31 protein-coding genes and 1 pseudogene are annotated in these 25801 nt (G+C 40.9%); all 32 read left to right on the top strand.

The window, feature by feature from the left end; all coding sequences use genetic code 11:
• Positions 1–14: 14 nt before the first annotated feature.
• The 32 genes and pseudogenes from BUB19_RS08430 to BUB19_RS08270 all read left to right on the top strand — a co-directional run bounded on the left by BUB19_RS08430 (position 15) and on the right by BUB19_RS08270 (position 25796).
• A complete protein-coding gene (locus BUB19_RS08430) occupies positions 15–584 on the top strand; it encodes an AraC family transcriptional regulator (protein ID WP_073094065.1) in 570 nt (189 codons plus the stop codon).
• Positions 585–1050: 466 nt separating this feature from the next.
• A complete protein-coding gene (locus tag BUB19_RS08425) occupies positions 1051–3372 on the top strand; it encodes a multicopper oxidase domain-containing protein (RefSeq protein ID WP_073094064.1) in 2322 nt (773 codons plus the stop codon).
• 44 nt (positions 3373–3416) lie between these two features.
• Entirely contained in the window at positions 3417–3983 is a 567-nt protein-coding gene (locus tag BUB19_RS08420) for a DUF305 domain-containing protein (RefSeq protein WP_245802809.1), read from the top strand.
• Positions 3984–4139: 156 nt separating this feature from the next.
• Positions 4140–4526 (top strand): DUF302 domain-containing protein, encoded by a 387-nt coding sequence (locus BUB19_RS08415; RefSeq protein ID WP_073094063.1) that lies wholly within the window; start codon positions 4140–4142, stop codon positions 4524–4526.
• A 29-nt stretch (positions 4527–4555) separates the two neighbouring features.
• The gene (locus BUB19_RS08410; protein WP_073094062.1) at positions 4556–5311 is read left to right on the top strand and encodes an SDR family NAD(P)-dependent oxidoreductase; all 756 of its coding nucleotides are present in this window, start codon (positions 4556–4558) and stop codon (positions 5309–5311) included.
• Between the two features lie 62 nt (positions 5312–5373).
• Positions 5374–5613 (top strand): hypothetical protein, encoded by a 240-nt coding sequence (locus BUB19_RS08405; protein ID WP_073094061.1) that lies wholly within the window; start codon positions 5374–5376, stop codon positions 5611–5613.
• 100 nt (positions 5614–5713) lie between these two features.
• Positions 5714–5917 carry an SHOCT domain-containing protein gene (locus tag BUB19_RS08400; RefSeq protein ID WP_073094060.1) on the top strand — a complete coding sequence of 68 codons (204 nt, stop codon included), beginning with the start codon at positions 5714–5716 and terminating at the stop codon, positions 5915–5917.
• Between the two features lie 3 nt (positions 5918–5920).
• Positions 5921–7237: an APC family permease gene (locus tag BUB19_RS08395; protein WP_073094059.1), complete on the top strand. Its 1317-nt coding sequence runs from the start codon at positions 5921–5923 to the stop codon at positions 7235–7237.
• A gap of 10 nt (positions 7238–7247) precedes the next feature.
• The gene (locus BUB19_RS24650; protein WP_262485831.1) at positions 7248–7370 is read left to right on the top strand and encodes a hypothetical protein; all 123 of its coding nucleotides are present in this window, start codon (positions 7248–7250) and stop codon (positions 7368–7370) included.
• A gap of 17 nt (positions 7371–7387) precedes the next feature.
• Complete coding sequence (locus BUB19_RS08390; protein WP_073094058.1) at positions 7388–9076, top strand: multicopper oxidase family protein; 1689 nt, start codon at positions 7388–7390, stop codon at positions 9074–9076.
• A 593-nt stretch (positions 9077–9669) separates the two neighbouring features.
• Positions 9670–9885, top strand: coding sequence for a hypothetical protein (locus tag BUB19_RS08380; RefSeq protein WP_073094057.1), 216 nt, complete (start codon positions 9670–9672; stop codon positions 9883–9885).
• A pseudogene (locus BUB19_RS24515) lies at positions 9882–11159 on the top strand (permease). Before BUB19_RS08380 ends, BUB19_RS24515 begins: the two are co-directional and overlap by 4 nt.
• Before the next feature lie 47 nt (positions 11160–11206).
• Positions 11207–11509 (top strand): phosphoribosylpyrophosphate synthetase, encoded by a 303-nt coding sequence (locus BUB19_RS08370; protein ID WP_073094056.1) that lies wholly within the window; start codon positions 11207–11209, stop codon positions 11507–11509.
• A 101-nt stretch (positions 11510–11610) separates the two neighbouring features.
• On the top strand, positions 11611–12270 hold the full coding sequence (locus tag BUB19_RS08365; RefSeq protein WP_073094055.1) for a DUF2231 domain-containing protein: 660 nt from the start codon (positions 11611–11613) through the stop codon (positions 12268–12270).
• 109 nt (positions 12271–12379) lie between these two features.
• Positions 12380–12847 (top strand): hypothetical protein, encoded by a 468-nt coding sequence (locus BUB19_RS08360; RefSeq protein WP_073094241.1) that lies wholly within the window; start codon positions 12380–12382, stop codon positions 12845–12847.
• A 232-nt stretch (positions 12848–13079) separates the two neighbouring features.
• Positions 13080–13943, top strand: coding sequence for a helix-turn-helix domain-containing protein (locus BUB19_RS08355; protein WP_073094054.1), 864 nt, complete (start codon positions 13080–13082; stop codon positions 13941–13943).
• Positions 13944–14151: 208 nt separating this feature from the next.
• On the top strand, positions 14152–14658 hold the full coding sequence (locus BUB19_RS08350) for a hypothetical protein (RefSeq protein WP_143155965.1): 507 nt from the start codon (positions 14152–14154) through the stop codon (positions 14656–14658).
• 16 nt (positions 14659–14674) lie between these two features.
• Positions 14675–15064, top strand: coding sequence for a DUF302 domain-containing protein (locus tag BUB19_RS08345; protein ID WP_073094052.1), 390 nt, complete (start codon positions 14675–14677; stop codon positions 15062–15064).
• 3 nt (positions 15065–15067) lie between these two features.
• Complete coding sequence (locus BUB19_RS08340; protein ID WP_073094051.1) at positions 15068–15418, top strand: YHS domain-containing protein; 351 nt, start codon at positions 15068–15070, stop codon at positions 15416–15418.
• 139 nt (positions 15419–15557) lie between these two features.
• Entirely contained in the window at positions 15558–15770 is a 213-nt protein-coding gene (locus BUB19_RS08335) for an SHOCT domain-containing protein (protein WP_073094050.1), read from the top strand.
• Positions 15767–16111: a P-II family nitrogen regulator gene (locus tag BUB19_RS08330; protein ID WP_073094049.1), complete on the top strand. Its 345-nt coding sequence runs from the start codon at positions 15767–15769 to the stop codon at positions 16109–16111. Before BUB19_RS08335 ends, BUB19_RS08330 begins: the two co-directional genes overlap by 4 nt.
• Complete coding sequence (locus BUB19_RS08325; protein ID WP_073094048.1) at positions 16108–16941, top strand: universal stress protein; 834 nt, start codon at positions 16108–16110, stop codon at positions 16939–16941. The genes BUB19_RS08330 and BUB19_RS08325 overlap by 4 nt, the downstream gene beginning before the upstream one ends.
• Positions 16942–16945: 4 nt before the next feature.
• Positions 16946–17434: a hypothetical protein gene (locus BUB19_RS08320; protein ID WP_073094047.1), complete on the top strand. Its 489-nt coding sequence runs from the start codon at positions 16946–16948 to the stop codon at positions 17432–17434.
• A 165-nt stretch (positions 17435–17599) separates the two neighbouring features.
• The gene (locus tag BUB19_RS08310) at positions 17600–17941 is read left to right on the top strand and encodes a DUF5676 family membrane protein (RefSeq protein WP_244874476.1); all 342 of its coding nucleotides are present in this window, start codon (positions 17600–17602) and stop codon (positions 17939–17941) included.
• 10 nt (positions 17942–17951) lie between these two features.
• Complete coding sequence (locus tag BUB19_RS08305) at positions 17952–18671, top strand: lycopene cyclase domain-containing protein (RefSeq protein WP_014022539.1); 720 nt, start codon at positions 17952–17954, stop codon at positions 18669–18671.
• Positions 18664–19992: an NAD(P)/FAD-dependent oxidoreductase gene (locus BUB19_RS08300; protein ID WP_014022538.1), complete on the top strand. Its 1329-nt coding sequence runs from the start codon at positions 18664–18666 to the stop codon at positions 19990–19992. Before BUB19_RS08305 ends, BUB19_RS08300 begins: the two co-directional genes overlap by 8 nt.
• The gene (gene nhaA, locus BUB19_RS08295; RefSeq protein WP_073094046.1) at positions 19989–21302 is read left to right on the top strand and encodes a Na+/H+ antiporter NhaA; all 1314 of its coding nucleotides are present in this window, start codon (positions 19989–19991) and stop codon (positions 21300–21302) included. The genes BUB19_RS08300 and nhaA overlap by 4 nt, the downstream gene beginning before the upstream one ends.
• 6 nt (positions 21303–21308) lie before the next feature.
• Positions 21309–21869: an ion channel gene (locus BUB19_RS08290; protein WP_073094045.1), complete on the top strand. Its 561-nt coding sequence runs from the start codon at positions 21309–21311 to the stop codon at positions 21867–21869.
• 4 nt (positions 21870–21873) lie between these two features.
• Positions 21874–22890, top strand: coding sequence for a type II glyceraldehyde-3-phosphate dehydrogenase (locus tag BUB19_RS08285; RefSeq protein ID WP_073094044.1), 1017 nt, complete (start codon positions 21874–21876; stop codon positions 22888–22890).
• Entirely contained in the window at positions 22890–24257 is a 1368-nt protein-coding gene (locus BUB19_RS08280) for a dicarboxylate/amino acid:cation symporter (protein ID WP_218588552.1), read from the top strand. Before BUB19_RS08285 ends, BUB19_RS08280 begins: the two co-directional genes overlap by 1 nt.
• A complete protein-coding gene (locus BUB19_RS08275) occupies positions 24244–24786 on the top strand; it encodes a hypothetical protein (RefSeq protein WP_073094043.1) in 543 nt (180 codons plus the stop codon). Before BUB19_RS08280 ends, BUB19_RS08275 begins: the two co-directional genes overlap by 14 nt.
• 161 nt (positions 24787–24947) lie before the next feature.
• The gene (locus tag BUB19_RS08270; protein ID WP_073094042.1) at positions 24948–25796 is read left to right on the top strand and encodes a restriction endonuclease; all 849 of its coding nucleotides are present in this window, start codon (positions 24948–24950) and stop codon (positions 25794–25796) included.
• The last annotated feature ends 5 nt before the right edge of the window (positions 25797–25801 follow it).

Here is a 25801-nt window from a genome sequence, read left to right as displayed (position 1 = left end):
AAAGCCTCAGCAAAATGACCACTACGCTACATATAAAAAATATGGTTTGCCCCAGATGTATACTGGTTGTTGAAAATGAACTCAAAGCGCTGGGTGTGGATATAAAGGATGTGAAACTAGGCTATGCCCAGGTTGTTTTACCCCAAGGGATCACCCTTCCAATAGTAGATGATAAACTGAAAGAATTTGGCTTTGAATTGATATTTGAAGCAGACAGTATACTGGCTGAAGAAGTAAAAACGGCCGTGTTGGCATATTTGAAACATATAGAACAGGAAGGGAAAGAGGCCAAAAAACTTTCGGATTTCATTTCTTCAAAAATAGGCAAGAACTACAATTACATAAGCAAAATCTTTTCCAAACAAACAGGCCATACACTGGAAAAATACTACATACTCTTGCGGGTTGAAAAGGTGAAGGAATTGCTCGATTATGCTCAGCTTAATGTGAGTGAAATAGCACTACAGTTAGGCTACAGCAGTGTACACTATTTATCAAATCAATTCAGACGAATTACCGGATTGTCCATATCCGATTATAAAAAAAGAATACGGATTGATAGGGGATTTCTCGATGATCTATGACAGGATTTTATATAAAAAAGAAATCATTTTATACATCTGAAGTAGACCCTGGGTTCAATTATGTTTTGTAAAAAACTGAAAATCAGCATTTAATACATTGAAAGGAATTTTTGTTTCTAGCTCACCTGGCACTTTGGTGGGTAAAAATAGATACACTTCAACTGATTTGATGTGTAAACACTGATACACTTTTCAAAATTCTCAGGTTTAAAAACCTATAAAATTACGGTCTATTCGTTGATTAAGTCGGTTATCTCATTACTCTCATTACTGGCAGGATATTTTAAGCTAGCCTACCCGTATAGAGCCAAAGCTTTAAAACTTCCATAATAACCTTAGAAAGACAAAATATCATACATCTAAAGTGAAGTATCATAACTAAAAGTTGATCGAGGTTGGTTAATTGATCGTCAAACTATGGTACATGAAAAGCAGTAACCAATAGGATTAAACCATAAGAATAATTATGAAAATAAATATACTAACTACCACACTCATACTTTTACTAGGAAACCTCCCAGCGCTAGCCCAAAAGGATACCACGGTTTATAATCTTACTATAAGACAAGAGATGGTTAACAAAGCAGGTAAAGAAGTGATGGGTATGACTGTAAATGGAGGCATTCCAGGACCCACAATCAGGTTTAAGGAAGGAGACTATGCTGTAATTTATGTAAAAAATGAAATGGAGGAAGAAACTTCTGTTCACTGGCATGGTCTATTACTACCTAATTTTTATGATGGAGTACCTTACCTGACTACACCGCCTATACACCCTGGAGAAATTCAGAAATATGAATTTCCATTGATACAATCAGGTACTTATTGGTATCACTCACACACCATGCTGCAAGAGCAAAGTGGAGTGTACGGTTCCATTGTCATTGAGCCTAAAGAAGGTGAAACTTTAGAATATGATAAAGAACTTGTGATGGTGCTTTCTGACTGGACCAATCAAAAGCCAATGAATGTCCTGAGAAACCTCAAGCGTGGTAATGAGTGGTACAACATTAAAAAAGGAACTGCAACACCACTCAATCGGGTCATAGCACGGGGAGCCTTTGGTGCCCAGTTAAATTTCTGGAGACAGAGAATGGAAAGTGCTGACATTGCCGACATCTATTATCCCGCCTTTCTTAACAACGGAGAGGAAGTGCAGGAATACCCTCAATTTGAGCCGGGAGATAAAGTGCGTTTACGAATTATCAATGGTGCAGCTTCCTCGCAATTCTGGATGACGTTTGGAGGGGAAGACCCGCTTTTGGTAGCTGCCGATGGATTGAATGTAGTACCTGTAAGGCATAATAAAACATTCATCGGTATAGCAGAAACATATGATTTTATCGTCACTATTCCCCAAACAGGAAAAATCGAATTCAGGGCTACTGCTCAGGATGGATCCGGATATACTTCAGCTTTCTTAGGAAAGGGTGAGGTCATTGGAGCACCTGAGGTTCAAAGACCAGACAAAATTGGAATGATGAAACAAATGGCACAGATGGACATGCGTATGGGCGCTCCCGCTATGAAATTTAATCCTGCTGAAGAGGAACCTCATGAATTAATGAAAAACTGGGGAATGCAGATGAATGATGAAATGAATATGGAGGGAATGAAGCATATGGAGATGAACCATAATATGAAGAAAGGTGAAGAGAAAATGGGTTCTCATATGGAAGGAATGGATCATTCCCAAACGGGACATGCAAATGGCATGAACATGGACAAAGCTGCAGCCGAAGATCAAATGGAGGGTATGAATATGTTCTCCGAATATAATTATGATTATTTAAAAGCCCCTTCTAGTACCGTCATAGATGAGGACAAACCCGTAAGAGACATATTGCTCAACCTGACAGGTAACATGTGGCGGTACATTTGGAGCATGAACGGTGTCCCTCTGTCTGAGGCGGACATGATCAAGATTTCAAAAGGGGAAAAAGTGCGAATCACTTTCAATAACCTGACGATGATGCATCACCCTATGCACTTTCATGGTCATTTTTTTAGGGTTATCAACAAGCATGGTGAATACTCGCCCTTAAAACACACTGTAAATGTGCCTCCCATGCAGAAAACGGTAATTGAATTTGACGCTATTGAAGATAGTGATTGGTTTTTGCACTGCCATGTGCTTTATCACATGATTGGTGGTATGGCCAGGGCAGTGAGCTACGATACAAAGCGCGATCCACGTTTGGCAAAATACCCGGCCAAAATCTTATTTAAAGAAGGCAACCGCTTTTATAACTGGGGGATGGCTGATGTCGCTTCACACATGACTGAGCTGAACCTCGTATCCTCCAATATAAGAAACCAATTCAACCTGAATGCCGAGGTTGGTTACAATGAAAACATGGAGGCTGAATTTACCTATGAACGATATTTATATGATTACTTCCGGGTATTTGCCGGGGTGAACCTGGAAAATGAAACAAAGAATAGCCTGGATGAAATTTCAGCAACCGCTATTGCGGGTATTCGGTTCTTTACACCTTATATGTTCAACCTGGATGTAAGGATGGATAATAAATTAAGGCCTGAAATCCGATTAAGCCGGGAGATCATGATTTTTCCACGTACAGCCATTTTTGGTAATTATGAATATCAGGCCGATTTCGGCTGGGTAAATACTTTGACGGAAGAAGGTACCAATGAGCCGATTGACTACAAAGGAGAAACAACATGGTCTGCAGGCGTAGAATATTTTCTGTCTAGAAATTTCTCACTAATGGGCAGCTATGATAATCGCTTTGGTGCCGGAGGAGGGCTCTCAATAAGATTTTGACCAACCTATCAATTTTAAAACAATTAAATTATAAAAACTTCAAAATGATGGAAAACCAACACAAAAACGGCAACAATTACGGTAAATTTTTCGCAATGATTGCAACCGCTATGGTGGCAATGTTCTTTTTAATGTACACCCATTCTTACCAGATTATTGATCATTTCTGGTATAGCGAAACCAGGTTCTTCATGACCCTGATCATGGCCGGTTCCATGATCATCATAATGCTCCTGTTTATGCTGAATATGTATAAAAAGCGAGGGGCAAACATAGCAATCATCGGCTTGGGTATCGTATTGATTGCCGGTGGTATAGGATTGGTGAGAAGTCAGGTCACCGTCACGGGTGTTGACTACATGGAAGGAATGATTCCACATCATTCAATTGCTATTTTGACAAGTGAGCGTGCTCAAATAAAGGATGTACGGGTAAGGAAACTCGCTGACGAAATTATTAAAGCCCAACGCAGGGAAATTATGGAAATGCAATGGTTGATCAACGACATCAGAGAAAATGGTGTGGTGGAGACAGAAGAGGAAAAGAAAAACAGACCCTTACCTGAGTTTGAAGGTAAGTTAGATGAAGAAACACGAAACATGAATGACTAGCTAGCTGATCTAAAGGTTGGAAGGTAGCAATTGATCGTCTCAAAGCGATAGATAACGTTTTAAGGGAGTAGCTAAACAGTTATGTAACAATTGTTACATCATTTTACGATTTAAATCACTACAATCCCATTGGATAGAAAACTAAAAAATTGAAAGATGAAATACTATCACGAAAAAACATTGAAAGACGCAAGCTTCGAAGAAGCGATCCGAAAAGTAACGGACGCCCTGAAAGAAGAAGGGTTCGGAATCCTTACCGAGATCGATGTAAAAGAAACCCTGAAGAAAAAGCTGGATGAAGATTTTCGGCCTTACAAGATTCTGGGTGCCTGCAATCCGCCTTTTGCGCATAAAGCATTATTAGCTGAAGATAAGATTGGCGCGATGCTGCCCTGCAACGTAATTGTACAGCAAGTTGATGAAGGGATTGAGGTCGCAGCAGTGGATCCGGTGGCCTCCATGCAGGCGGTAGATAATCAGGGGCTGTCTGAAATAGCCAAAGAAATTCAGTCTAGGCTAAAGTCAGTGATTGAAAGTCTTTAATGAGATTTTGAATTTAATAAAACAGAAAAATGGAACAACTATTAAAAGGAAAGACCGCAATAATCACAGGAGCTTCATCAGGAATTGGTAAAAGTACTGCAATACTTCTTGCCAAAAACGGGGCAAATATAGTAGTAGCCGATATTGATGAAAAACAGGGGAAAACAGTAGTAGAAAAGCTGAAGTCCCACGAGGGAGAAGCGATTTTTGTCAAAGTGGATACATCCAGCGCTGAAGAAGTTTCTCAGATGGTAAAAACCACCATGGATGAATTTGGAAGGTTGGATATTGCCGTCAACAATGCCGGTGTTGGCGGAGAGAGTGCATTGATTGAAGAATACAGTGTAGAGTCGTGGGATGAAACGATAGCCATTAATTTATCCGGTGTTTTTTATGGTATGAAGTACCAGATTCCGGCCATGCTTGAAAATGGTGATGGTGTTATTATAAATATGGCTTCTATCCTTGGGCAGGTAGGTTTTGCTAGTAGTTGTGCCTATGTCGCTGCCAAACATGGGATAGTTGGACTCACCAAAAATGGCGCACTGGAATATGCCAAACAAGGGATCAGAGTCAATGCCATTGGCCCCGGATTTATCAAAACACCACTGTTGGAGGATAATCTTGATGAAGAACAGATGGAGCAAATTACTGCTCTCCATCCGCAGGGAAGACTTGGGAAACCAGATGAGATAAGTGAGCTTGTACTTTGGCTTGCAAGCGAGAAGTCTTCTTTTGTCAATGGGGCATATTTACCAGCTGACGGAGGATACCTTGCCCAGTAGCATGTTTTTCCAAAAGAAGCTCAGCTTTATGCAATAATTTAAAAACCAAAAACAGAGAAACTATGAAAATTTCAACAAATCAATTTGTCAAAATGCTTATCGTATTGTTTGTCACCTCATTTACACTGTCTTGCACTACGCAACAAAAAGATGAAAATCAGGATCATGGAGACATGATGGATGATGACCAGACTGAAATGATGGAAGGTAATGATGATCACATGCATGAGGACGGGCAGTCTGACGAACACATGATGAACGATACCACTTCCATGGAGATGAACGAAGAAATGGAACGATAGTACCATTCCAGGTATGATCACCACCAGATTAAAAATTGCAGCCGGGAAGCCTCGCAACTGCCTGGAGTTCCCACTATTTAAAATTAAAACCACTCAAATTATGATGTACGGATGGATTATCGGGGTAATACTCGTCATCGTTCTGATTGTTGCGCTGGGTAGAGGTGGTATCTTTCAAAAAGGAGCCAGTCAATCCACCAGTAAAAGCTCAGCGATGGAGACGCTAAAAAACCGCTATGCCAAAGGAGAAATTGACAAAGCGGAGTTTGAAGAAAGAAAAGCAGAACTGGAAAAGACCAAATAGACGGTGGGTAAATATAAGAAGAACAGCCTATCACTCACAGGAGCTATCTCTTTGGGAACCGGGGTAATGATTGGTGCAGCTATTTTTGCCTTGCTGGGACAGGTGGCTGAATTATCCGGTTCATTGTTTCCTATAGCCTTTCTGGTCGGAGCAATAATAGCAGGGTTTAGTGCATATGCCTACATAAAAATGTCAAATTCTTACCCATCTGCCGGAGGTATAGCCATGTACTTAAAGAAAGCTTATGGTAAAGGTATCATAACGGCTGTAGCTGCGCTGTTGATGGCTTTCGCCATGGTCATTAACCAGAGTTTGGTAGCACGGACATTCGGATCTTATACCATGCAATTATTTGATGGAAATCAGAACGATTTCTGGATACCCTTACTGGGAGTGATTTTATTGGTCATCACTTTTTTGATCAACATTGCTGGTAATAAGATCATTGACAGGGTTTCCTTTATCATGGCAATTGTCAAGGTTGGCGGTATAGCCATTTTTGCCATTGGAGGACTTTGGGCTGCTGGTTTTTCATTTGGAGAAGCTATCCCTTCAGAAATCTCAGGCGACTATTCCGTAGGGAGTTACTTAGGTGCCCTCGCGCTTGCTATACTGGCTTATGCAGGATTTACCACCATCACCAATAGTGGTGAGGAAATTGTAAAGCCTCATAAGAATGTAGGTAGAGCGATATGGATATCACTAATTATCTGTACCATTGTCTATCTGCTGGTCGCATTTGCGGTATCGGTCAATCTTTCTGTTCCAAAGATAATAGAAGCAAAAGATTACTCTCTGGCTGAAGCGGCCAGGCCTGCTTTCGGAAAATATGGCCTATGGTTCACCGTTGGGATCGCTATTATTGCTACCGTATCCAGTGTTTTGGCCAATGTATTTGCTATTTCCAGGATGACAGCTATGCTTACCGAAATGAAGCTGATACCTCATAAGCATTTTGGAATGCCGGGTAACCTGCAACAGCATATGTTGACTTATACCATAGTCATCGCCATCACCTTAACCATATTTTTTGATCTCAGCAGGATTGCATCTTTGGGAGCAATCTTTTATCTGATCATGGATATCATTATACAATGGGGTGTTTTTAAACATTTACGAAAAGAAATCAAGGCAAACGGAGCAATACTTTTGACCACTATTGTGCTTGACATAGTTGTTTTGGCCGCCTTTATATGGATGAAAGCACAGAGTGATATGCTACTTATTATTGTATCGATAGTTTTATTACTACTGATTTTCGTAGGGGAAAAGTGGTTTTTGAAAATGAGGAAAGACAATGCTGAATTAAGTAAAAACTAAAGTAAAAACTATGATGGATCACGGAACAAATTTTGGTATGCACGGTGGCGGCTGGATGTGGCTCTTTTGGGGGCTGTTGCTGGTAGTCCTGGTGCTATTGATTGTCTGGTTGGTAAAGCAGATACGCAAATAATTTAAACCTAAAGAGATATGAAAGAACCTTTCGGAATAAACAGAAGAAAATTTTTGGCAAAGGCTGGAGCAGGCGCTGCGGTAACCATGATATGGCCTTTCTTTTCTTCCTGCGACAGTCAATCTTCTACTACAGCAAAGCCTGAACTCGGCAAGGATTTTCAGCCCGATATTGATTTGGAACTGAAAGCGGTACAGCGTGACTTATCCATTTTATCCGGCCCAAAAACGAAGGTGTGGGTGTATGAGGGGAAATTACTTAAGGGCAACAAAGAGGCGCTTCAAACCCTAGAAGGGAGTTATCTGGGGCCGGTCATCAAAGTACGTAAAGGACAGAAAGTCCGTATTCGCTTCCAAAATGACTTGCCGGAAGAGAGTATTGTCCACTGGCATGGCATGCATGTGCCGGAACGATACGATGTTCACCCGCAAGACGTAATTAATAGCGGAGAAACCTACATCTACGAATATGAAGTAATGAACCGGGCTGGTACCTATTGGTTCCATCCGCATGGCCGCACCGGACCGCAGGTGTATAATGGACTGGCAGGCCTTTTACTGGTTACCGATGAGGAAGAACAACAACTTAACTTACCGCAATGGGAGTTTGATCTTCCGGTCGTGATCCAGGATCGCACTTTTGATGAAAACAATCAACTCGTTTATTTGAACAATGGCCAGATGGACCGCATGACAGGTTTTTTAGGAAACCGGATATTGATCAATGGCAGTCCTGAACAAAGGTTAAACCTGAAAACGGGCTGCAAATACAGGTTGAGGTTACTGAACGGGTCAAACTCACGGATCTACAAACTGGCCTGGGAAGACGGTAGCCCAGTGACTGTTTTTGGCATTGACGGAAGCTTGTTAAGTACCCCCAAAGAATTACCCTATCTCATGCTCGGCCCGGCAAAAAGAGTGGATGTTTGGCTGGATCTAACCGACAAACCTGAAGGCACCGAATTGACTATGAAAAACGCGTCCTTCCCACTGGAGATAATGTCTGGTGGCATGATGGGTGATGGAGGTATGATGCAAGGTGCTGAAAGCGATCTGCCACAGGGTAGTGAATATCCTGTGTTTACCGCACTTGCTAATGGTTCAGGAAGTAATGATCATACCTTACCCGGGCAATTAGCTCAGCCGGATTACATTGATCCCTCAACTGCTGGAAATCTAAACGCCCCGCGACAATTTACCTTCGCTATGGGCCACATGGAGTGGACGATCAACGGACGTACCTGGGAAACCACGGAAGTAGCTGATGAAGAGACCGTGAAGCTCGGAAGCACCGAAGTTTGGGAACTGATCAATGGCGGAGGTATGATGGACAATAATGACGATGGTGGAGGCATGATGGATGGTCACGGTATGATGGGTGATGGTGGCATGATGGGAGGTGAGGATGGTATGATGAACAACCAGGGAATGATGGGCAATATGATGCAGATGCCTCATCCGATCCATATTCACCAGGTACAGTTCAATATTATAGAAAGAGATGTCGCTAATGTGGATCCCCAATTATGGGATGCTATAAAAGATGGTTTCGTAGATGAAGGCTGGCATGATACCGTTTTGTTGATGCCAGGGATGAGTGCCAAAGTCATCATGCAGTTCAAAGATTTTAAGGGCTTGTTTGTATACCACTGCCACAATCTGGAGCATGAGGACATGGGCATGATGCGGAATTTTAAAATCGTATAAACAATGGACCTTAGCTTTGGTATTTTCGTTGTGCCGGTTATTACCTTAACGTTGATTATTACGTTATATATTCATTTTTTTAGAAGGGTAGCAGATAAGCGTAAATATCGGTATTTCATAGTTTATACAGCTATTGTAGCCTTTAAACTAATTAAATTTTGTTTGGGAGGTAGCGCATGGACCTTTTTATGAGAATTTTCAATACGATTTTGAACATGTTTCTTTTTGTGCATTGGCCTCCATAGCGGATATGCTCATGGTTCTTGTTCTGCTCTTCTTATTTGGCCTTATATACAAAAACGTTTATTGGATTAGCCGTTTAAAATTTACCAGAATTATAATATTAATCATTGTTGGTTTTCTAGGTGCTATTTTGGCGGAGTTGTGGCATACATGGCGAGGAGATTGGTCATATGCTGATACGATGCCAATGCTCCCTCTCGTTGAAGTAGGCGTTTCACCGGTCTTGCAATTTTCTATTTTACCATTGATCATATTTTTCATAAGCAGAAGAGCCTTAAAACTATGAGTAGTAGCAGTTGTGAGATGCACCTAAAAATATAGAGAAGAATTTTAGCCAAACAATTATCAATATGAAAACAGATTATGAATTACAATCAAGGAAAAATAAGGCATGGGGGGAAATCGGGTATGGAATTATGTGGCTTTTTGTAGTGGCACTGATAGAGGGAATATCCTATACCCAAGGATTTGAAGGTTTGTTTTATCATTTTATGTCCATACCTGCTGGAATAGCGGCTATTTATAAATTTGTAATTGGTTTCAGAAAATTTAAAAATATCAAATGAGAAGCAAAGCGATAATTCTAATAAGCCTTTTTGTCACAGTTCCGATGATTGCACTTGCACAGGATGAGTCTGGCGATTTCCTCAGCCTTTGGGGAGAATCCTCTAAAACCGCACTGGGGTTTTTCTGGAAATCGGGCTGGGCATTTGTCTTAGGCTATATGGTAAGTGGTGCCATTCAGGCCTTCGTCCCCAAAAAGAAACTTACAAAGCACATGGGAGAAAGTAGTGTGAAGAGCGTTTCATTATCCACATTCTTCGGCTCGATTTCCTCGTCCTGCTCTTTCGCTGCTTTGTCTGCGGCAAGGGCACTATTTCAGAAAGGAGCACACTTCATAAGTACAGTGGCGTTTATGTTTGCTTCCACTAACCTTGTCATTGAACTCGGTATCCTGATATTCATTTTTCTGGGATGGCAATTTATTGTGGCGGAAGTAATTGGTGGCCTACTGCTGATCGCTATAAGTTCGGTGATCATTAAGCTTACTTACCCTAAAAAATGGATCAAAGCGGCCAGGGAAAAGGTACAGGAAGAAACGGCAGAAGAGGAGGATTTTAACTGGAAAGAAAGGATCAAGTCCAAAGAAGGCTGGTTTTTGGTGGGGAAGAAATTTGTGATGGAATGAAAAATGGCGTGGGAAGATATCTTAATAGGGTTTACCATTGCGGGGCTCGTTTCTGTTTTAGTCCCTCAGTCTTTTTGGGAGGCAATCTTTTTAAATGGTATGCAGGGAGAATTACCTGATTTTGTGATCCGGTTAGAAAACGCGCTGGTAGCCCCATTTGTAGCAGCGGCTACATTCATAGGATCCATGGGAAACATACCGTTGGCGACTGTGCTCAACGAAAACGGAATTCTGTTTGCCGGATTGATGGGCTTTATTTACTCTGACCTGATGGTGCCACCATTGGTCAATATGAATAGAAAATATTATGGTACCCGCATAGCCCTTTACATTGCAGGAGTGATGTACGTCAGTATCGTCATTACCGCATTGATCCTCAATTATAGCTTTGATCTATTAGGCGTATTACCCGAAGGCAGCCGGAAGGTAAAAGAAGTGACACAATTCAAGATTGATTACACTTTCTATTTTAACATCGTATTCGCTGCATTTACTGCACTCATGCTATACTTCAATTTCAGGACAAAAAAGATGGAAACCGGTGGTGGTCATGATCATGATCACGGAGGTGGAGGTATTTCTTTCAAAAGAGTCGTTGTATATACTTTCGTACTGATTGTGGGCATTGGATTGGTAATATTTCTGTTATAAGCTGTTAAATGGCCTGGTAACTGGAATAAATTTCAAAAAGTAAAAAAATGAAAACCTACGAAACACTATCTGAAGCATTAAAAGACCTGAAAGAAAGAGGATATTCCAACGATTTTAATCTCAAACCGCATTGTATCGAATGTCCGGCCCATAAGCTTGAGCTTCATCCTGAGCAGTTTGAAGTAAAAGAAGTATATCGGTTTGAAGGCATGAGCAACCCGGATGACAACTCCATTCTTTACGCCATTGAATCTACGGATGGACTTAAAGGCGTATTAGTAGATGCCTATGGTGTTTATTCCGAAGCGTTGAGTGAAGCAATGATCAAAAAATTGGTTGTTACCCGCTAGCCAGCTGAAGAATATTATACATCTAAGATGAGATTTTGTACTGAAGTTTCCATGCAATGAGCATAGTTTTAAATTTTCTTAATTATTGTAATTGAACGGCTATGAAAAAGTTAGGACTACTATTATACTTCATGTTGTCATGCTTTATGCTCTCTGCTCATGAAGGGGAGAAACATGAAAAAGACACAAAAGAAGATTCCACGCATCTGGAGCAGTCCCAGGAGGATTCTTCTCATATACAAGCACAACAGGAGCATAAACAAGATGAGCATGAGAGCAAGAAAGTCACAGCTGATCTGGACGACTTCCCCAATCTGCATCCGCTTATGGTTCACTTCCCAATCGTATTGTTATTGATTGGAGCCGTTTTGGCCATTGCAAATGTTGTTTTTCTAAAAAAGGAAATAGATTGGGTCATCACGGGAATGGTTTTCGTAGGTGCGCTGGGTGCTTATCTTTCAGGGAGAACATTCCACCCACACACCCATGATTTAACAGCGCATGCCAAACAGGTGCTTGCGCAGCATGATTTATGGGCCGACTGGACCATATACTTGAGCATTGCCGGTTTTGTGGCTCAGCTAGCCAGTCAGTTTATCTTCAAACAAAAACGTTGGGCTGTAGCAGTGGTTGCCTTGTTACTCATTGCTTCCGGCTATGCGGTGTCGCGCACCGGTCATTACGGGGCTCAACTCGTACATATAGAAGCAGTAGGGCCTCAGGGTAAATTTCTTGAATCTGAAGAAGGGCATGCTCATTAAGGTTTTTTGTCAGTATAGTGACTTATATCATATTTTCACTTAATATTTATCATTTGAATTACACCTGATTTTACCGACATTTATGCAATAATTATCGCCCCTAATGGTCATGATGAGAAAATTGCATAACATCAAACAATACATAGTAACCCTGCTCCTCACAGGGTTTATCAGTGTATTTGTATGCGATGCGCTATGTGATTTAGGATTAATTTCGTGGGGGAATTATCCTGCTATTGTTAAAGAAGCTGATCCTCACCCAAAAAAAACACATGACCATAATCATCACAAAGCCGCTACTGATCATCATCACGATGATAAGCATAGCCATGATGATAGCGAGGAGGATGAGTGTTGTGATGAAGTAGTGAATAACCTCTATGCCTCATTAATCAAATATGAGCTAAAGCAAATACCGGTTGAGACTCCCATCTTTCACGTGCTTTATCAGGTGTACGCCATAGATTTTGAGGTTGAAACTTTTAATCAGCAATTACTCCCGTTTTTATATACCAATCTGCCACCACCAGTTAGTGGTAACCATATTCGTATTTTTATTCAATCCTTCCTCAATTAGCATTCATCTGTTAGGCTGATCATGAAGTTTGCCATGTTCTACTCCGCAAGCTTATCAGCCTTATTCTATTCTTTTCAATAATTCTTAATCACTTTTTCTGCGAGGGCAATGTATTGCCGGCCAAAAATTATTGTTGAAATAATTCATTTGGCAATAAGCAAAGATTTTAACCGGTCGATACTCCTTCACTGGATTTAATCCAGGATCAGAAAAAGTTTAACCCCTATAACAGATGAAAACATTAAATCTGAATATTAAAAATATGGTGTGCCCGAGATGCATTCTGGTTGTACGAAATGAATTAGAGGAACTCGGAGCAATTATTTCAACGATCCGGCTTGGGCATGCTACAATACAAGTGCCTGAGGCCATGAACAAGGACAAAATCGCGTCCAGGTTAAATACTTACGGGTTTGAACTTCTTGAAGACAAAGAAGAAGTCCTGATGGAACAGATTAAGCTTGGAATTCAACACTATATAGAAATCCTTGAAAAATCTACCAAAGAGGTGATGTTGTCTGATTTTCTGGCACACGAAATAGGTAAAAACTACAATTTTCTTAGCAAGCTTTTTTCAAAAATTGAGGGGCTTACGATAGAGACCTACTACATAAGCAAAAGAGTGGACAGGGTGAAAGAACTGATAAAGTATGATGAACTGAACTTAAGTGAGATTGCTGTTAAGCTCGGATACAGTTCCGTCCATTACCTATCCAGTCAATTTAAGCGTGTTACCGGTCTTTCTGTATCTGATTATAAAGAAGTAATGAAAAACGAGAACCGGTACTACAAGAACTTATCTGAAGCACTGGGCGACTTAAGAGAAAAAGGCTACACCTATAATTTCAACAGGAAGGAAGATTGCCTGGAATGTAAGGATCTGTGTGCCAGCTTTCAAATTGAGGAATTGAATATTTCAGAGTTCTACCGGTTTGATGAAAATGAAGATGCAGCAGGTAAGTCTGTTATTTATGGGATCGAAACAAAAGATGGTTTGAAAGGACTACTCATTGACAATAGTAACCTTCAAAACAAGGCACTATTCAGGAGACTTTCTGACAAGTTGAGAGATGGGTCTGGTGAAAAAATGGGTTGAAAATGATAACCTTAATCTCATACAATAAAGACAAGATTTCGAAAAAAGATCATGCATTAATCCACTTATTTTTGATAGAGACTGAATAAAAAGGAAAGCTATGATCAAACCAATTTTAACATTTCGTTCATAAATGGGAAATGACTCTTTTACTAGGAATATACTTTACACATTGGCAATTACGAGTATGATTTTCTTTAGCGTAAATATGGCAAAAGCTCAGGATTTATACCATACAACTAATGGCCGTGTGTTATTAATCGTCCCAGTTGGTGACTCTGTGATCAACCTGCATTCTCAAAAACTATTTGCAGAACTGGATTACAAAGAGGCTTATTTTAAAATGACCCTTCCCGCCAATTCTTTGTATTCCGGTGTAGATTCTCTGGACGCTGTCATTTCCTCTATGGAGGATGCTAAAATTATATTGGCAGGGCAGCTGAACATCACAAAAAGCGGTGAAGGTGAAGATAAGATAGATACAGGCAAGCATCCACCTAAAACTTTTGAGTTTAGGGCAACCCTTAACTATAAAACGTCAGACCTGCCAATAAGTGGAACAGGTTCCCTGGAACATATTGAAGGAGGGTCACACCTCAAATGTGTTCTTGGGTTAACATTTGAGGTTAGTGCAGAATTTCTTCAAAACAGGCTTTCGGAAAGCAAAAATATTAAAGTACATATTCACCAGTTGGTATTAGATCAAACACTATAATTTATTAAGATTTTTCATGGAGTATTATCACAGTAAACTTGTTAAAAACAGTTCTTTTCAGGATGTAGTAGATCATGTGGTTAAAGAATTGGGCAAAGAGGGTTTTGGGGTATTAACCGAGATCGATGTTCAGGAAACTATGAAACACAAACTTAACATTGATTTTAATCCCTACAAGATATTAGGTGCATGTAATCCCGAGTACGCATTTAAAGCATTAAAGGCCGAAGATAAAATAGGCACCATGTTACCCTGTAATGTGATTGTGCAGGATCTTATGGATGGTCATATGGAGGTGTCAGTTGTAGACCCGATAAGCTCTATGCAGGCAATTGCCAATGAAGACCTTGAAATAGTGGCTTTGAATATTCGCCAGAAATTACTCGATGTCTTACAAAATGTATAGGTCATGTTAACCTTAAGAAAAGCAATATTATATACTTTGGCGTGGTCTACAATGATCATAAATACCTCCTGCTCGGTGGGTCGTCATCACCAGACATCTAAGAAACATGCTGATCCTGTTTGTGAGAATAACGTTGACGTAAATGCAGCACTTCAGTATTCATATAATGATGAGGTGTATTACTTCGACAGTGAAGAATGTCTCCAGGTATTTAAGAAGAACCCTGAAAAATTCAGTATGGCTCCAGGGGACAGACACGGACTTTTTCGTGGTAAATGGTGGGTTCCTGTAATGGTCGGAGCGATGGTAGTAGGTATGGGTACGGTTATGATCCTAAGTGGTGATAACCACTAAGCTATTGATGTTTTGATAGCAAAATATCATACATCAAAGACAAGATTTCAAAAAAAGAGAGCTGTACTTTCTCGTAATTTTGAATAACAACCAACAATAAAAGGTTAATAAATTATTTGAAATCATAAAATAAGAAATCATGCATTGGTTTGAAGGACACTATTGGGGTATGCACATCATCTGGTGGGTGATCTGGGTGATATTTATAATCTGGATTTTCGCTACACCTTGGGATATACCCGGACAAAGAATGAAAAAGGAAACACCGTTAGACCTTTTGAAAAAAAGGTATGCCAAAGGAGAAATCAGCAAAGAAGAGTATGAAGACATAAAAAAGACGTTGCAAAAATGAAAGAAATAAAGGCTTTCGTCAGGCCGGATCGATTACCTGATATTGTAAATCATCTGCGTGAAGAAGGAGTTTGTTGCTTAACGGTCTTTGAAGGAGAGGGAACCGGTCACTATACCGATGAGCGTAAGGATTTTCCGTCTTTGAGGCATCCATTTTCACATGCTAAAATAGCAAAACTGGAAGTTGTTTTACCCGACAAGAAAGTGAAGAAATCACTAGAGATTATACATCAAAATGGAAAAACAGCTCACTCCGGGGACGGTATTATTTATATCACAGAGGTTAGTGAGATGGTCAAAGTAAAATCATTAGAAACCGACTTGGAGAACAGAGACTTATGAAAAATATTTTAGTACCTACCGACTTTTCAGAAACAGCTAATCGAGCGGCAGATATTGCCATTGCCATAGCAGAAAAATCAGGTGCGGAGATTCATTTTTTGCACCTACAAATCACGCCTGTTCCGTGGGTTAAACTTGATAAGGAGAAGGAGCAGCGATTTCCCGAAACATTAAAGGAAATCGGGCATGCGAAGAGCGAGCTTAATAAGCTGGTAAATAAAGCGGAAACCAAAGGTTTGAAGGGCAAACAGTTTCTCGTATTTGATGTGGGTAGAGAGGAAATTCTCAAACATATCCCATTCCACCATCATGATTTTGTCATCATGGGTTCGCATGGTGCATCGGGTGCAAAAGAAATGTTTATCGGATCGAATGCGCAAAAGGTACTGAGAGATGCTACTGTACCCGTTTTGATCATCAAAGAAAAGTCTAAGTGGCCCGTTAAAAATGTGGTTTTTGCATCCAATTTTGAAGAAGATGTCAAAGAACCTTTCAAGACAGTGGTGAAGTTCGCTGATCTCAACGAATCCAATATTCACCTTCTTTATGTCAATGTGCCATTTTCATTTGAGGAGACGGACAGGAGCCTTGAGAAAATGCATGCTTTTCATGAAACCTGTCCCCGTGGAGGAACCTGCACCACCAACATCTACAATTCGCTAAATGAAGAACGCGGTATTCTTAAGTTTTCCGAATCTGTAAATGCTGACCTTATTGCATTAACTACACATGGGAGGTCCGGCTTTTTTAATCTGATAGGAAAGAGTATTACTGAAAACCTGGCTAACCATGCCGATATACCTATACTAAGTATTAACCTTAACCGATAACGATATGAAGAATACTCTAAAAACAGTAGTGATACTCACTTTATTGATAGCGGCTTTACCTGCCTGCCAGCAACAGAAGGATGTAAGCACAATGTTAGAAAATGATGAAACCCGAAATGAAATTTTTAATACCATCATTTCCGATCATGAATACGCTGAACAATTAATGACCAAAATGATGGAGGATGATCATACCCAAATGATGATGAAAGGCAATGAGCAGATGATGGGTATGATGATGTCAGACAATGATCAAATGATGGCCATGATGAAAGATAAGCCTGATATGATGCATAGTCTGATGAGCAACATGATGAACATGGCTGACTCGGATTCGTCCATGTGTGCCCATATGATGGACATGATGAAAGATAAACCCAATATGATGGGGCAGATGATGGAGATGATGCACAAAGAAGGCATGATGGACAAAGAAACAATGATGAGAAATAAAAAAAATATGGGAGTAGATATTCATCCTGGTCACCACTAAAAAACTAAACTATGAGAAATAATCATATGATATGGATGCTGGTTGGATGCCTGGGCATCTTCCTGCTGCTCTTCTTATTGCCGGTTTTCGGCTTTAATGGAACTAACTCGCTATTTATTTTCATCATTGTATTTTTTGTGGGCCACCTATTTATGTTGGGAAGTCATGGAGACCATTCTGGACATGACGGAAGCCAGCAAAATCAATCCAAAAACGAAAACGATCATGCAACACATCAACATTAAAAAATTCGCATTGGCTTGGGGGGTAGCAGGTGTGGTATTCTACCTGGGCTGTATTATACTGATGGCCACTGTAGGCCGTGAAGGTACCATCCTGTTTTTTAACAGTTTGCTCCACGGACTTGACACCAGCCCCATCATCAGAATGGACGTACCCTGGACCGAAGCACTCATCGGACTGGTAGAAATGTTCATACTGGGCTGGTTATTTGGCGCACTCATAGCTACGGTCTACAATATATCTTTTAATAAAAAATACCGATGATTTAGTAAGGATGATAGACTATGTATGGCTGATTTGGTCTTTGATCATTCTTGCAGTATGGGGAATGATCTTTTTATTTAGAAAAGATTATAGAAAGGTGATGCTCAAAATGAGCCTCATCACTATGCCTTTTGGCCTGACAGAACCATTATTTGTTCCTCAATATTGGAATCCTCCTTCACTTTTTGATTTAGCTAAAAGCACAGGTTTTGATATTGAAAGCCTGATCTTTTCGTTTGCGATTGGGGGCATAGGGTCAGTGCTATATCAGTTGGTTTTTAAAAAAGTAACCGTTGAAATGCACCCATCAGAACGCACGCATAGACGCCATCGGATGCATCGGTATATCTTGTTTGTTCCTCCGGTAGTATTTCTCATCCTGGCTTATTTCACCAGCTTAAACCATATTTATTGTGGCATTATAGCCATGTTTACCGGTGCAATTGCCACCTTATACTGTCGCCCTGATCTTAAAGGCAAGATATGGATCGGTGGTTTTCTATTTACCCTGTTGTACTTTATTTATTTCGGTAGCATCTTACCATTTTTCCCCGAGTATGTGAACCTCTACTGGAACCTGGATGCTTTGACGCATATACTCATATTGGGAGTACCCCTGGAAGAACTTCTATTTGCTTTCACCTTTGGCATGTATTTGTCAAGCCTGTTTGAGCATCTGTACTGGCAAAAATTGCAAGAACACCCTTTAAAAATGCATGTTTATGAATGAATATTGTAATACAGATGAGATGGTTTGCTTACCGGAAACCAATATGCCCCGGCTTGTCATTATTGGAGGAGGCTTTGCGGGACTTGCTCTTGCTAAGGCATTAAAGAGAAGTAGGATACAGGTTGTGCTGGTTGATAGACATAACTTTCATCAATTCCAGCCACTATTTTATCAGGTGGCTACCAGTGGCCTGGAGCCGGATAGCATCGTATTCCCATTTCGCAAACAAATCAGTGGTAATAAAAATACAATATTCAGGTACGCCACAGTTCAGCAAATAGAAGCAAAACAAAACCGGGTATTAACCAATAAAGGTATCATTGACTATGATTTCCTGGTTATAGCCACTGGGACTAAAACCAATTTTTTTGGCTTGACCGATATTGAAAAGTGGAGCTTGGGCATGAAAAGCATTCAGGATTCCCTGAATATTCGCCATACCATGATCCAGAACCTGGAGCAGGCAGCTATCACCTGTGATGAACATGAAAAAGACATTCTCACCAATTTTATTATAGTGGGTGGAGGCCCTGCCGGGGTTGAAATGGCAGGTGCCCTTGCAGAATTCAAGAAATATATATTACCGGGAGATTATCCGGAATACTCCTCCGAAATAATGGATATCTATCTGCTGGAGGCAGGTGATCAATTGCTGGCATCCATGTCTGACAAAGCTTCAGAAAAGGCACTGAAATATTTGACCCGGCTGGGCGTACAGGTTATGCTTGAGGAAGCAGTAGAACATTATGATGGATCGGCTGTCTCAACAAATTCAGGAAAGAAACTCTACGCTAGGAATCTGATCTGGACTGCCGGGGTAACAGGAGATTTTCCTGAAGGTATTGGAGAAGAAAGTATTGTTCGGGGAAACAGGCTTCAAGTGAATAACACCCTGCTGGTAAAAGGATACACCAATATTTTTGCCATTGGCGATATAGCTGCAGTAGTCAGCCAAAGAACACCCAAAGGCCATCCTCAGGTGGCACAGGTGGCCATCCAACAGGGTAAGTATCTGGGTGAAGTGATTAAGTACAGAATTGCGGGTAGAGAATATTCAAAACCATTTCGTTATCTGGATAAAGGGTCACTGGCCACTGTCGGTAAAAGAAGGGCGGTAGCCGATCTGGGTAAATTTCGGTTTGGTGGGTATATCGCCTGGTTGTTATGGTCGGTAGTACATCTTTTTTCCATTAGCGGTTTCCGAAATAAGCTGATGGTAGCACTGAACTGGGTGTGGAATTATTTCACCTATGACAAAGGCAATCGGCTAATCATCCAGGAGTACAAAAACAAGGACTTAGAAAAGGAGGAGTCCAAATGATTACCCGCCTAAACAACTCTTTGAATAATCTGGTAAAGAACCAATCAGCTTCAGGGATTGCCATTTTTCTGGCTGTACTGGTAGCCATGATCTGGGCTAATTCCCCATTCGGGGAAGTATATCAAAACTTTATTCACACTGAAATCTCGCTCTTGGTTGGGGAATTTGCTTTGTCAGAGTCACTATTACTTTGGGTAAATGATGGCTTAATGGCGATCTTCTTCTTACAGGTAGGCCTGGAGTTGAAAAGGGAAATTATAGGAGGAAAACTGTCTTCTTTCAGAAAAGCTATTTTGCCTATCGGAGCAGCTATTGGCGGCATGGTCGTTCCGGCACTCATTTACCTCATCTTCAATTTAAATACCCCTACAGAGCACGGCTGGGGTATCCCCATGGCTACAGACATTGCTTTTGCCATTGGAGTGCTTTCATTATTGGGAGATCGTGTACCGGCAGGGCTCAAAGTTTTTTTGGTAGCACTAGCCATAGTTGATGACCTTGGTGCCGTACTCATCATTGCTATTTTCTATACTTCCGGTATTTCTTATGTGGATTTACTTCACGGTGTACTGTTCATACTGCTATTGGTTGGCGGTAATTATATTGGAGTTCGTAAAGCCTGGTTTTATGCACTTATCGGGATTGGAGGTGTTTGGCTGGCATTTTTCTTCTCAGGAGTACATCCTACGATTGCAGGTATTCTCACTGCTTTTACGATTCCCGGCAGGGTCAAAATCAAGGAAGAGGATTACCTGAAAAACCTTCAAAAGCTTCATCTAAAATTTTTAGAAACAAAAGCCATCAAGGGCAATTTCATCTCGGAAGAACAACTTGGGATTTTGGAAGAAATCAAACAAAAATCAGATGACGCGGAAACTCCTTTGCAAAAGATAGAGCATCACCTGGCGCCCATAGTAGGGTTTTTCATTCTACCAATATTTGCCCTGGTCAATACCGGTATTCATATCCATGGGGATATAATTGAAATTTTGAGTCACCCGGTAAGCATGGGTATTACGTTTGGCCTTTTGGTAGGGAAATTTACCGGGATTTTAGGAGCCGGTTGGCTTTTAGTCAAGCTTGGGCTGGCAGAGTTGCAGCAAGAGGTTTCCTGGAGACACATTTCCGGAGTAGCCATGATAGCAGGCATTGGCTTTACCATGTCACTGTTTATCACGGAATTGGCCTTTCAAAAAGAGGAATATACATTCATTGCCAAACTGACCATTTTATTTGCTTCAGTACTTGCCGGTGTGATAGGTGTAATTATTCTTCGACAATCAGGAAAAGCAGCTCAGGTGATTAACTGACGATACATGATGACTTATAAAATAAACACGGGTAATTTCTTAAAACAACTGCTTAAACGAATGCGTCCGGCTCTTTTGTTGGTTGCGATAGTAGCGCTTGTGTACGTGTATCTTATGCAGTTTGTAGATCATGCACTAAGTTGGGTGCCTTATATTGTTATCTTTCTCACTTTTATTAAGAGCGGTTACTTTACATTTTTCACCTTCAGGCAGGTCAATAAGTCCATTAAACAATGTCATTCTTTCGGGCAACTTCTCTGGATTTTCGGGCTGCTGGTTATGCTCATTATTTTCTCCTATGCTGCAGACTTTACCTGTCTGGTCGCTGCCAATCCATCTTCTTTTAAGGGCTTTAAACCTTTTGAAAGCTTCAATTACTTCGAGTATTTATTCGAGACGTTTTATTTCAGCGTGGTAACATTTGCGGCCATCGGTTATGGTGACATTGTGCCAATAACTACCCCTGCCAAAATTTTAGTGATGATGGAGATCGGTCAGAGCTTTGTGCTGATCGTATTCGGACTGTCCAACATAAATAACATTCATTCTACAATTAAAAATCAATAACAAGATGAAAAAGAAAATAGCACTTATAGGATATGGCGTAATCGGCAAAAGAGTAGCCGATGCAATCGCGCGACAAGACGATATGGAATTAGCCGGGGTATGTGATGTGATCAGCGACTGGCGCATTCAAGCTGCGGTAAAGAAAGGATACCCTGTTTATGCAGCTACCGAAGATGCCAGTGGTTACATGCAAAAGGCCGGTATTCCCCTGGCTGGTAATATGGCAGACCTATTAGGGGTTGCTCACCTGGTGGTAGATTGTACGCCAAAGAAGATAGCCGCACAAAATGTAAAAATATATAAGGAGCAGGGAATAAAATTTATCCTGCAAGGTGGAGAAAAACACGAAACTACCGGTCACTCCTTTAGTGCGGAAAATAACTATGCCTCCGCCCTGAACCGGGACAGTACCCGGGTGGTCTCCTGTAACACCACCTCCATTTTGCGTACGCTTACTGCTCTCAAAAAAGTAGGGTTGTTGCAAAGTGCTCGTGGTACACTGCTACGCAGGGCTACAGATCCTTGGGAAAGCCATTTAGGGGGCATCATGAATACACTCGTTCCGGAGAAAGATATTCCCAGCCACCAGGGACCGGACGCTCAGAGCGTGGACTCTGAACTGGATGTAGTAACCATGGCTGTGAAAGTACCTCAAACCCTTAGCCACCTGCATTATTGGAATGTCCGCCTTACCCGGAAAGCTGATAAAAAAGAGGTGATAGAAGCATTTCAGACATCTACGCGAATCACCTTGATCAATTACAGCGATGGTCTGGTTTCCAATAATACGATCAAAGAAAAGTACCTGGATATGGGACGACCCTGGGGCGATATGTATGAAGTAGCCCTTTGGCAAGATATGCTTAAAGTCGAGGGAGATGAACTCTATTACGCTTATGTGGTGGATAACCAGGCCATTGTTATACCGGAAACAATTGATGCTATAAGGGCATTGACGGGAATAGAGAAAAGCGCAGTAAGCTCTATTAAAAAGACGAATGAAAGTTTAGGGATTATATAATGAGCTTGTTTGATACAGAAATAAAATCTCTCAAATCACTTAATACCTATCTTCAAAAACTGGTAGCAGGTAAGCTCTGGTTAAAGGTACTCATTGCACTTTTCTTAGGAGTGGGTTTTGGTCTTCTTTTAAGCCCACAAAATGGATGGGTAAGCAAAGCTACTGCAGATGTTTTAGGCAACTGGCTGGCCCTGCCCGGCATGTTATTTCTTAAGCTGGTGCAGATGATCATGATTCCATTGATTGTGGCATCTATCATAACAGGCATTGCCAGCAATGACAAAGACAACCTCAAAAAGCTTGGAGGAGGAGTACTCTTATATTTTGTGGCAACAACCATTATTTCTGTTAGTATTGGAACTGTCTTGGCCACACTTTTCAAACCGGGTCGCTATTTGCACCAGCAGGCAGCAGCTGAACATGAAGAGGCCTTGGCAAAAGGAACTCAAAGTGCAGAATTGTCATTTGGGATAAACGATGTGCCAACTATCATCACCGATCTGCTCCCCGAAAACCCCCTGGCTTCCATGGTTAGCGGAGAAATGTTGAGTATTGTTATTTTCACCATTATCATTGGGGTGGCAGTCCTGTCACTACCCTCAGACTTGTTAAGACCTGTGAGGTTGCTGCTGAGTGCAATACAGGAAATTTGTATGACAGTAGTCAAGTGGGCCATGCTTTTAGTGCCTGTGGCTGTTTTTGGGCTTATGGCTCAACTTACTTCTAGTGTAGGCTTAAGTTCTCTTGCCGGACTAAGTTATTATGTGGCCGTTGTACTAGCCGGATTACTTATTCTTGTAGGTATCTATTTGTTAATAGTGAGTTTGCCAGGCAGAAGGAATCCACTAAAATTTCTAGGAAAAATCAGGGATGCACAGTTGTTGGCTTTTTCTACGACCAGTTCAGCAGCGGTTATGCCACTCTCATTGCAAACAGCAGAAGAAAAACTGAAAGTTGATCCCGCAATCAGCAACTTTATTATCCCTATAGGCGCTACCGTCAACATGGATGGTACAGCACTTTATCAAACCATAACCACTTTATTTATCGCCCAGGCGTATGGGCTGGAGATGAGCTTGTTGAACATCATTGTGGTAATAGTAACCATTGTTGCAGCTTCAATAGGAACTCCGGCCATTCCTGGTGGAGGTGTAGTTATTCTGGCATCCGTACTTGGTAGTGCAGGTATTCCTGCTGAAGGTATCATCATCATTATTGGGGTGGAGCGCTTGTTGGGTATGTTCCGAACGGCAGTAAACGTAACGGGAGACCTGACTGCTTGTGTGGTTTTCAATCAATGGTATGGTAGCATTACCAAAAACAAGATGACTCATAAAACCTCAATAGCTGATAATGAAGATGGATAAGATGATAGAGGAACATATCAACCATATTAAAGATATTCGTGGCTACTTTCTTACTGATAAAAAACTCATCAATTTCATCAGGTTCCGACCGGGCAATCAGAATATTGATGTGATCAAAGAAAAGGTGATGGCAGTGGCCAACCATGATAGAGCTGATTATTTCATAAGGTGTGGTTTCCAAAATAATATCAAAAAATTGCAAATTGATAGTTCGTTAGGTCAAGGTGAGCTATTAATTGCAGTTAGTATTGCTCAAAACGGGAACAGCAATATAGATTATGAAAACATAGAATTTGCCTCCAGATATTGCGCAGTTCATGCTCCAACTTACTTTCCACTATGGAACAGCCATTCTTTGAAAATTGCTGAAGCTTGTTCTCAAAGTTGTTTTTCTCCCGATGATTATTTAGAGTACAGTGCAGTAGTTCAAGGGATGAAATCAAAGCACAAGCTGGCTCCTTTGAACTACTTTGATATAAGTAAATTTTTCTGGATTTATCAGGAAGATCTTATTAGATACTATACGTGAAACTAATAAATCAAGCCTTATGTAAGGCTTGATTTTAGGTGTTCAACTAGTGATCAGAGACTGACTTGAATAGCGTAATTTCGTACATCGAAAGTGAGATATCATAAATACCTCCGAGTGTAAAATTCTAACTTTAACATTCAATTGTTAAAGTAGATTGAATGCCAGAAAAGACCGTTTTAATAACCAAGGCTTCCGGAGAAAAAGCTCCATTTTCATCAACCAAACTCAGGCAATCCCTTGAAAAGGCAGGGGCAGTTTCTGCCGTTATTGATCGGATTGTGAGTGAGATTGAAGCGCAGCTTGTTGATGGTATGTCCACAAAGAAAATCTACAGCCAGGCATTCTCCATGCTACGGAAGCACTCAAAAGCTGTAGCAGGTAGGTATAAGATCAAGCAGTCGATTCTGGAGCTGGGTCCCTCTGGTTATCCCTTTGAAAAGTTTGTAGGTGAAATTTTAAAACATCAGGGGTACCGTACTAAAGTCGGGGTAATCATTCAGGGTCATTGCGTTTCTCACGAAATAGATGTGGAGGCTGAGAAAGATAATCAGCACTTCATGGTGGAGTGCAAATTTCATAACCGCCAAGGTTATAAGTGTGATGTGAAAATTCCACTTTATATCAAATCCCGGTTTGAGGATGTGAAAAAGCAATGGGAAAAGCGCAAAGGACACGCGACAAAATTTCATGAAGGCTGGGTGGTGACCAATACCCGGTTTACCGAAGATGCCATCCAATATGGCAAATGTTCAGGTCTAATACTGATAGGTTGGGATTATCCACAGCAAGGAAGCATTAGCGACCGGATAAATATGTCTGGTCTGCACCCTGTTACATGTCTTACCAGCCTTACAAAGGCTGAGAAGCAAAAGCTGATTGATAAGATGATCGTGCTTTGTAAGGAGTTATGCAATAAACCCGAAGTACTTGAAGAAATGGGCATTTCTCATACACGAGTCAAAAGAATCATCAAAGAGGGAGAGGAAATTTGCTCAGGTAGTACGTAACACAA

The organism is Cyclobacterium lianum, from assembly GCF_900143075.1.
Classification (GTDB): Bacteria; Bacteroidota; Bacteroidia; order Cytophagales; family Cyclobacteriaceae; genus Cyclobacterium; species Cyclobacterium lianum.
This window is presented reverse-complemented; position numbering and strand designations above follow the sequence as displayed.

What these genes read in the sequence shown, in the direction of transcription:
- BUB19_RS08415 (WP_073094063.1), top strand. Translation starts at nt 4,140, where the DNA reads ATGAAATACTATCACGAAAAAACATTGAAAGACGCAAGCTTCGAAGAA.
- BUB19_RS08425 (WP_073094064.1), top strand. Translation starts at nt 1,051, where the DNA reads ATGAAAATAAATATACTAACTACCACACTCATACTTTTACTAGGAAAC.
- BUB19_RS24650 (WP_262485831.1), top strand. Translation starts at nt 7,248, where the DNA reads ATGATGGATCACGGAACAAATTTTGGTATGCACGGTGGCGGCTGGATG.
- BUB19_RS08330 (WP_073094049.1), top strand. Translation starts at nt 15,767, where the DNA reads ATGAAAGAAATAAAGGCTTTCGTCAGGCCGGATCGATTACCTGATATT.
- BUB19_RS08275 (WP_073094043.1), top strand. Translation starts at nt 24,244, where the DNA reads ATGAAGATGGATAAGATGATAGAGGAACATATCAACCATATTAAAGAT.
- BUB19_RS08410 (WP_073094062.1), top strand. Translation starts at nt 4,556, where the DNA reads ATGGAACAACTATTAAAAGGAAAGACCGCAATAATCACAGGAGCTTCA.
- BUB19_RS08380 (WP_073094057.1), top strand. Translation starts at nt 9,670, where the DNA reads ATGAAAACAGATTATGAATTACAATCAAGGAAAAATAAGGCATGGGGG.
- BUB19_RS08365 (WP_073094055.1), top strand. Translation starts at nt 11,611, where the DNA reads ATGAAAAAGTTAGGACTACTATTATACTTCATGTTGTCATGCTTTATG.
- BUB19_RS08405 (WP_073094061.1), top strand. Translation starts at nt 5,374, where the DNA reads ATGAAAATTTCAACAAATCAATTTGTCAAAATGCTTATCGTATTGTTT.
- BUB19_RS08300 (WP_014022538.1), top strand. Translation starts at nt 18,664, where the DNA reads ATGAATGAATATTGTAATACAGATGAGATGGTTTGCTTACCGGAAACC.
- BUB19_RS08305 (WP_014022539.1), top strand. Translation starts at nt 17,952, where the DNA reads ATGATAGACTATGTATGGCTGATTTGGTCTTTGATCATTCTTGCAGTA.
- BUB19_RS08345 (WP_073094052.1), top strand. Translation starts at nt 14,675, where the DNA reads ATGGAGTATTATCACAGTAAACTTGTTAAAAACAGTTCTTTTCAGGAT.
- BUB19_RS08430 (WP_073094065.1), top strand. Translation starts at nt 15, where the DNA reads ATGACCACTACGCTACATATAAAAAATATGGTTTGCCCCAGATGTATA.
- BUB19_RS08390 (WP_073094058.1), top strand. Translation starts at nt 7,388, where the DNA reads ATGAAAGAACCTTTCGGAATAAACAGAAGAAAATTTTTGGCAAAGGCT.
- BUB19_RS08360 (WP_073094241.1), top strand. Translation starts at nt 12,380, where the DNA reads ATGATGAGAAAATTGCATAACATCAAACAATACATAGTAACCCTGCTC.
- BUB19_RS08350 (WP_143155965.1), top strand. Translation starts at nt 14,152, where the DNA reads ATGGCAAAAGCTCAGGATTTATACCATACAACTAATGGCCGTGTGTTA.
- BUB19_RS08320 (WP_073094047.1), top strand. Translation starts at nt 16,946, where the DNA reads ATGAAGAATACTCTAAAAACAGTAGTGATACTCACTTTATTGATAGCG.
- BUB19_RS08420 (WP_245802809.1), top strand. Translation starts at nt 3,417, where the DNA reads ATGATGGAAAACCAACACAAAAACGGCAACAATTACGGTAAATTTTTC.
- BUB19_RS08290 (WP_073094045.1), top strand. Translation starts at nt 21,309, where the DNA reads ATGATGACTTATAAAATAAACACGGGTAATTTCTTAAAACAACTGCTT.
- BUB19_RS08335 (WP_073094050.1), top strand. Translation starts at nt 15,558, where the DNA reads ATGCATTGGTTTGAAGGACACTATTGGGGTATGCACATCATCTGGTGG.
- BUB19_RS08285 (WP_073094044.1), top strand. Translation starts at nt 21,874, where the DNA reads ATGAAAAAGAAAATAGCACTTATAGGATATGGCGTAATCGGCAAAAGA.
- BUB19_RS08340 (WP_073094051.1), top strand. Translation starts at nt 15,068, where the DNA reads ATGTTAACCTTAAGAAAAGCAATATTATATACTTTGGCGTGGTCTACA.
- BUB19_RS08310 (WP_244874476.1), top strand. Translation starts at nt 17,600, where the DNA reads ATGGAGACCATTCTGGACATGACGGAAGCCAGCAAAATCAATCCAAAA.
- BUB19_RS08400 (WP_073094060.1), top strand. Translation starts at nt 5,714, where the DNA reads ATGATGTACGGATGGATTATCGGGGTAATACTCGTCATCGTTCTGATT.
- BUB19_RS08270 (WP_073094042.1), top strand. Translation starts at nt 24,948, where the DNA reads ATGCCAGAAAAGACCGTTTTAATAACCAAGGCTTCCGGAGAAAAAGCT.
- BUB19_RS08280 (WP_218588552.1), top strand. Translation starts at nt 22,890, where the DNA reads ATGAGCTTGTTTGATACAGAAATAAAATCTCTCAAATCACTTAATACC.
- BUB19_RS08325 (WP_073094048.1), top strand. Translation starts at nt 16,108, where the DNA reads ATGAAAAATATTTTAGTACCTACCGACTTTTCAGAAACAGCTAATCGA.
- BUB19_RS08355 (WP_073094054.1), top strand. Translation starts at nt 13,080, where the DNA reads ATGAAAACATTAAATCTGAATATTAAAAATATGGTGTGCCCGAGATGC.
- nhaA (WP_073094046.1), top strand. Translation starts at nt 19,989, where the DNA reads ATGATTACCCGCCTAAACAACTCTTTGAATAATCTGGTAAAGAACCAA.
- BUB19_RS08370 (WP_073094056.1), top strand. Translation starts at nt 11,207, where the DNA reads ATGAAAACCTACGAAACACTATCTGAAGCATTAAAAGACCTGAAAGAA.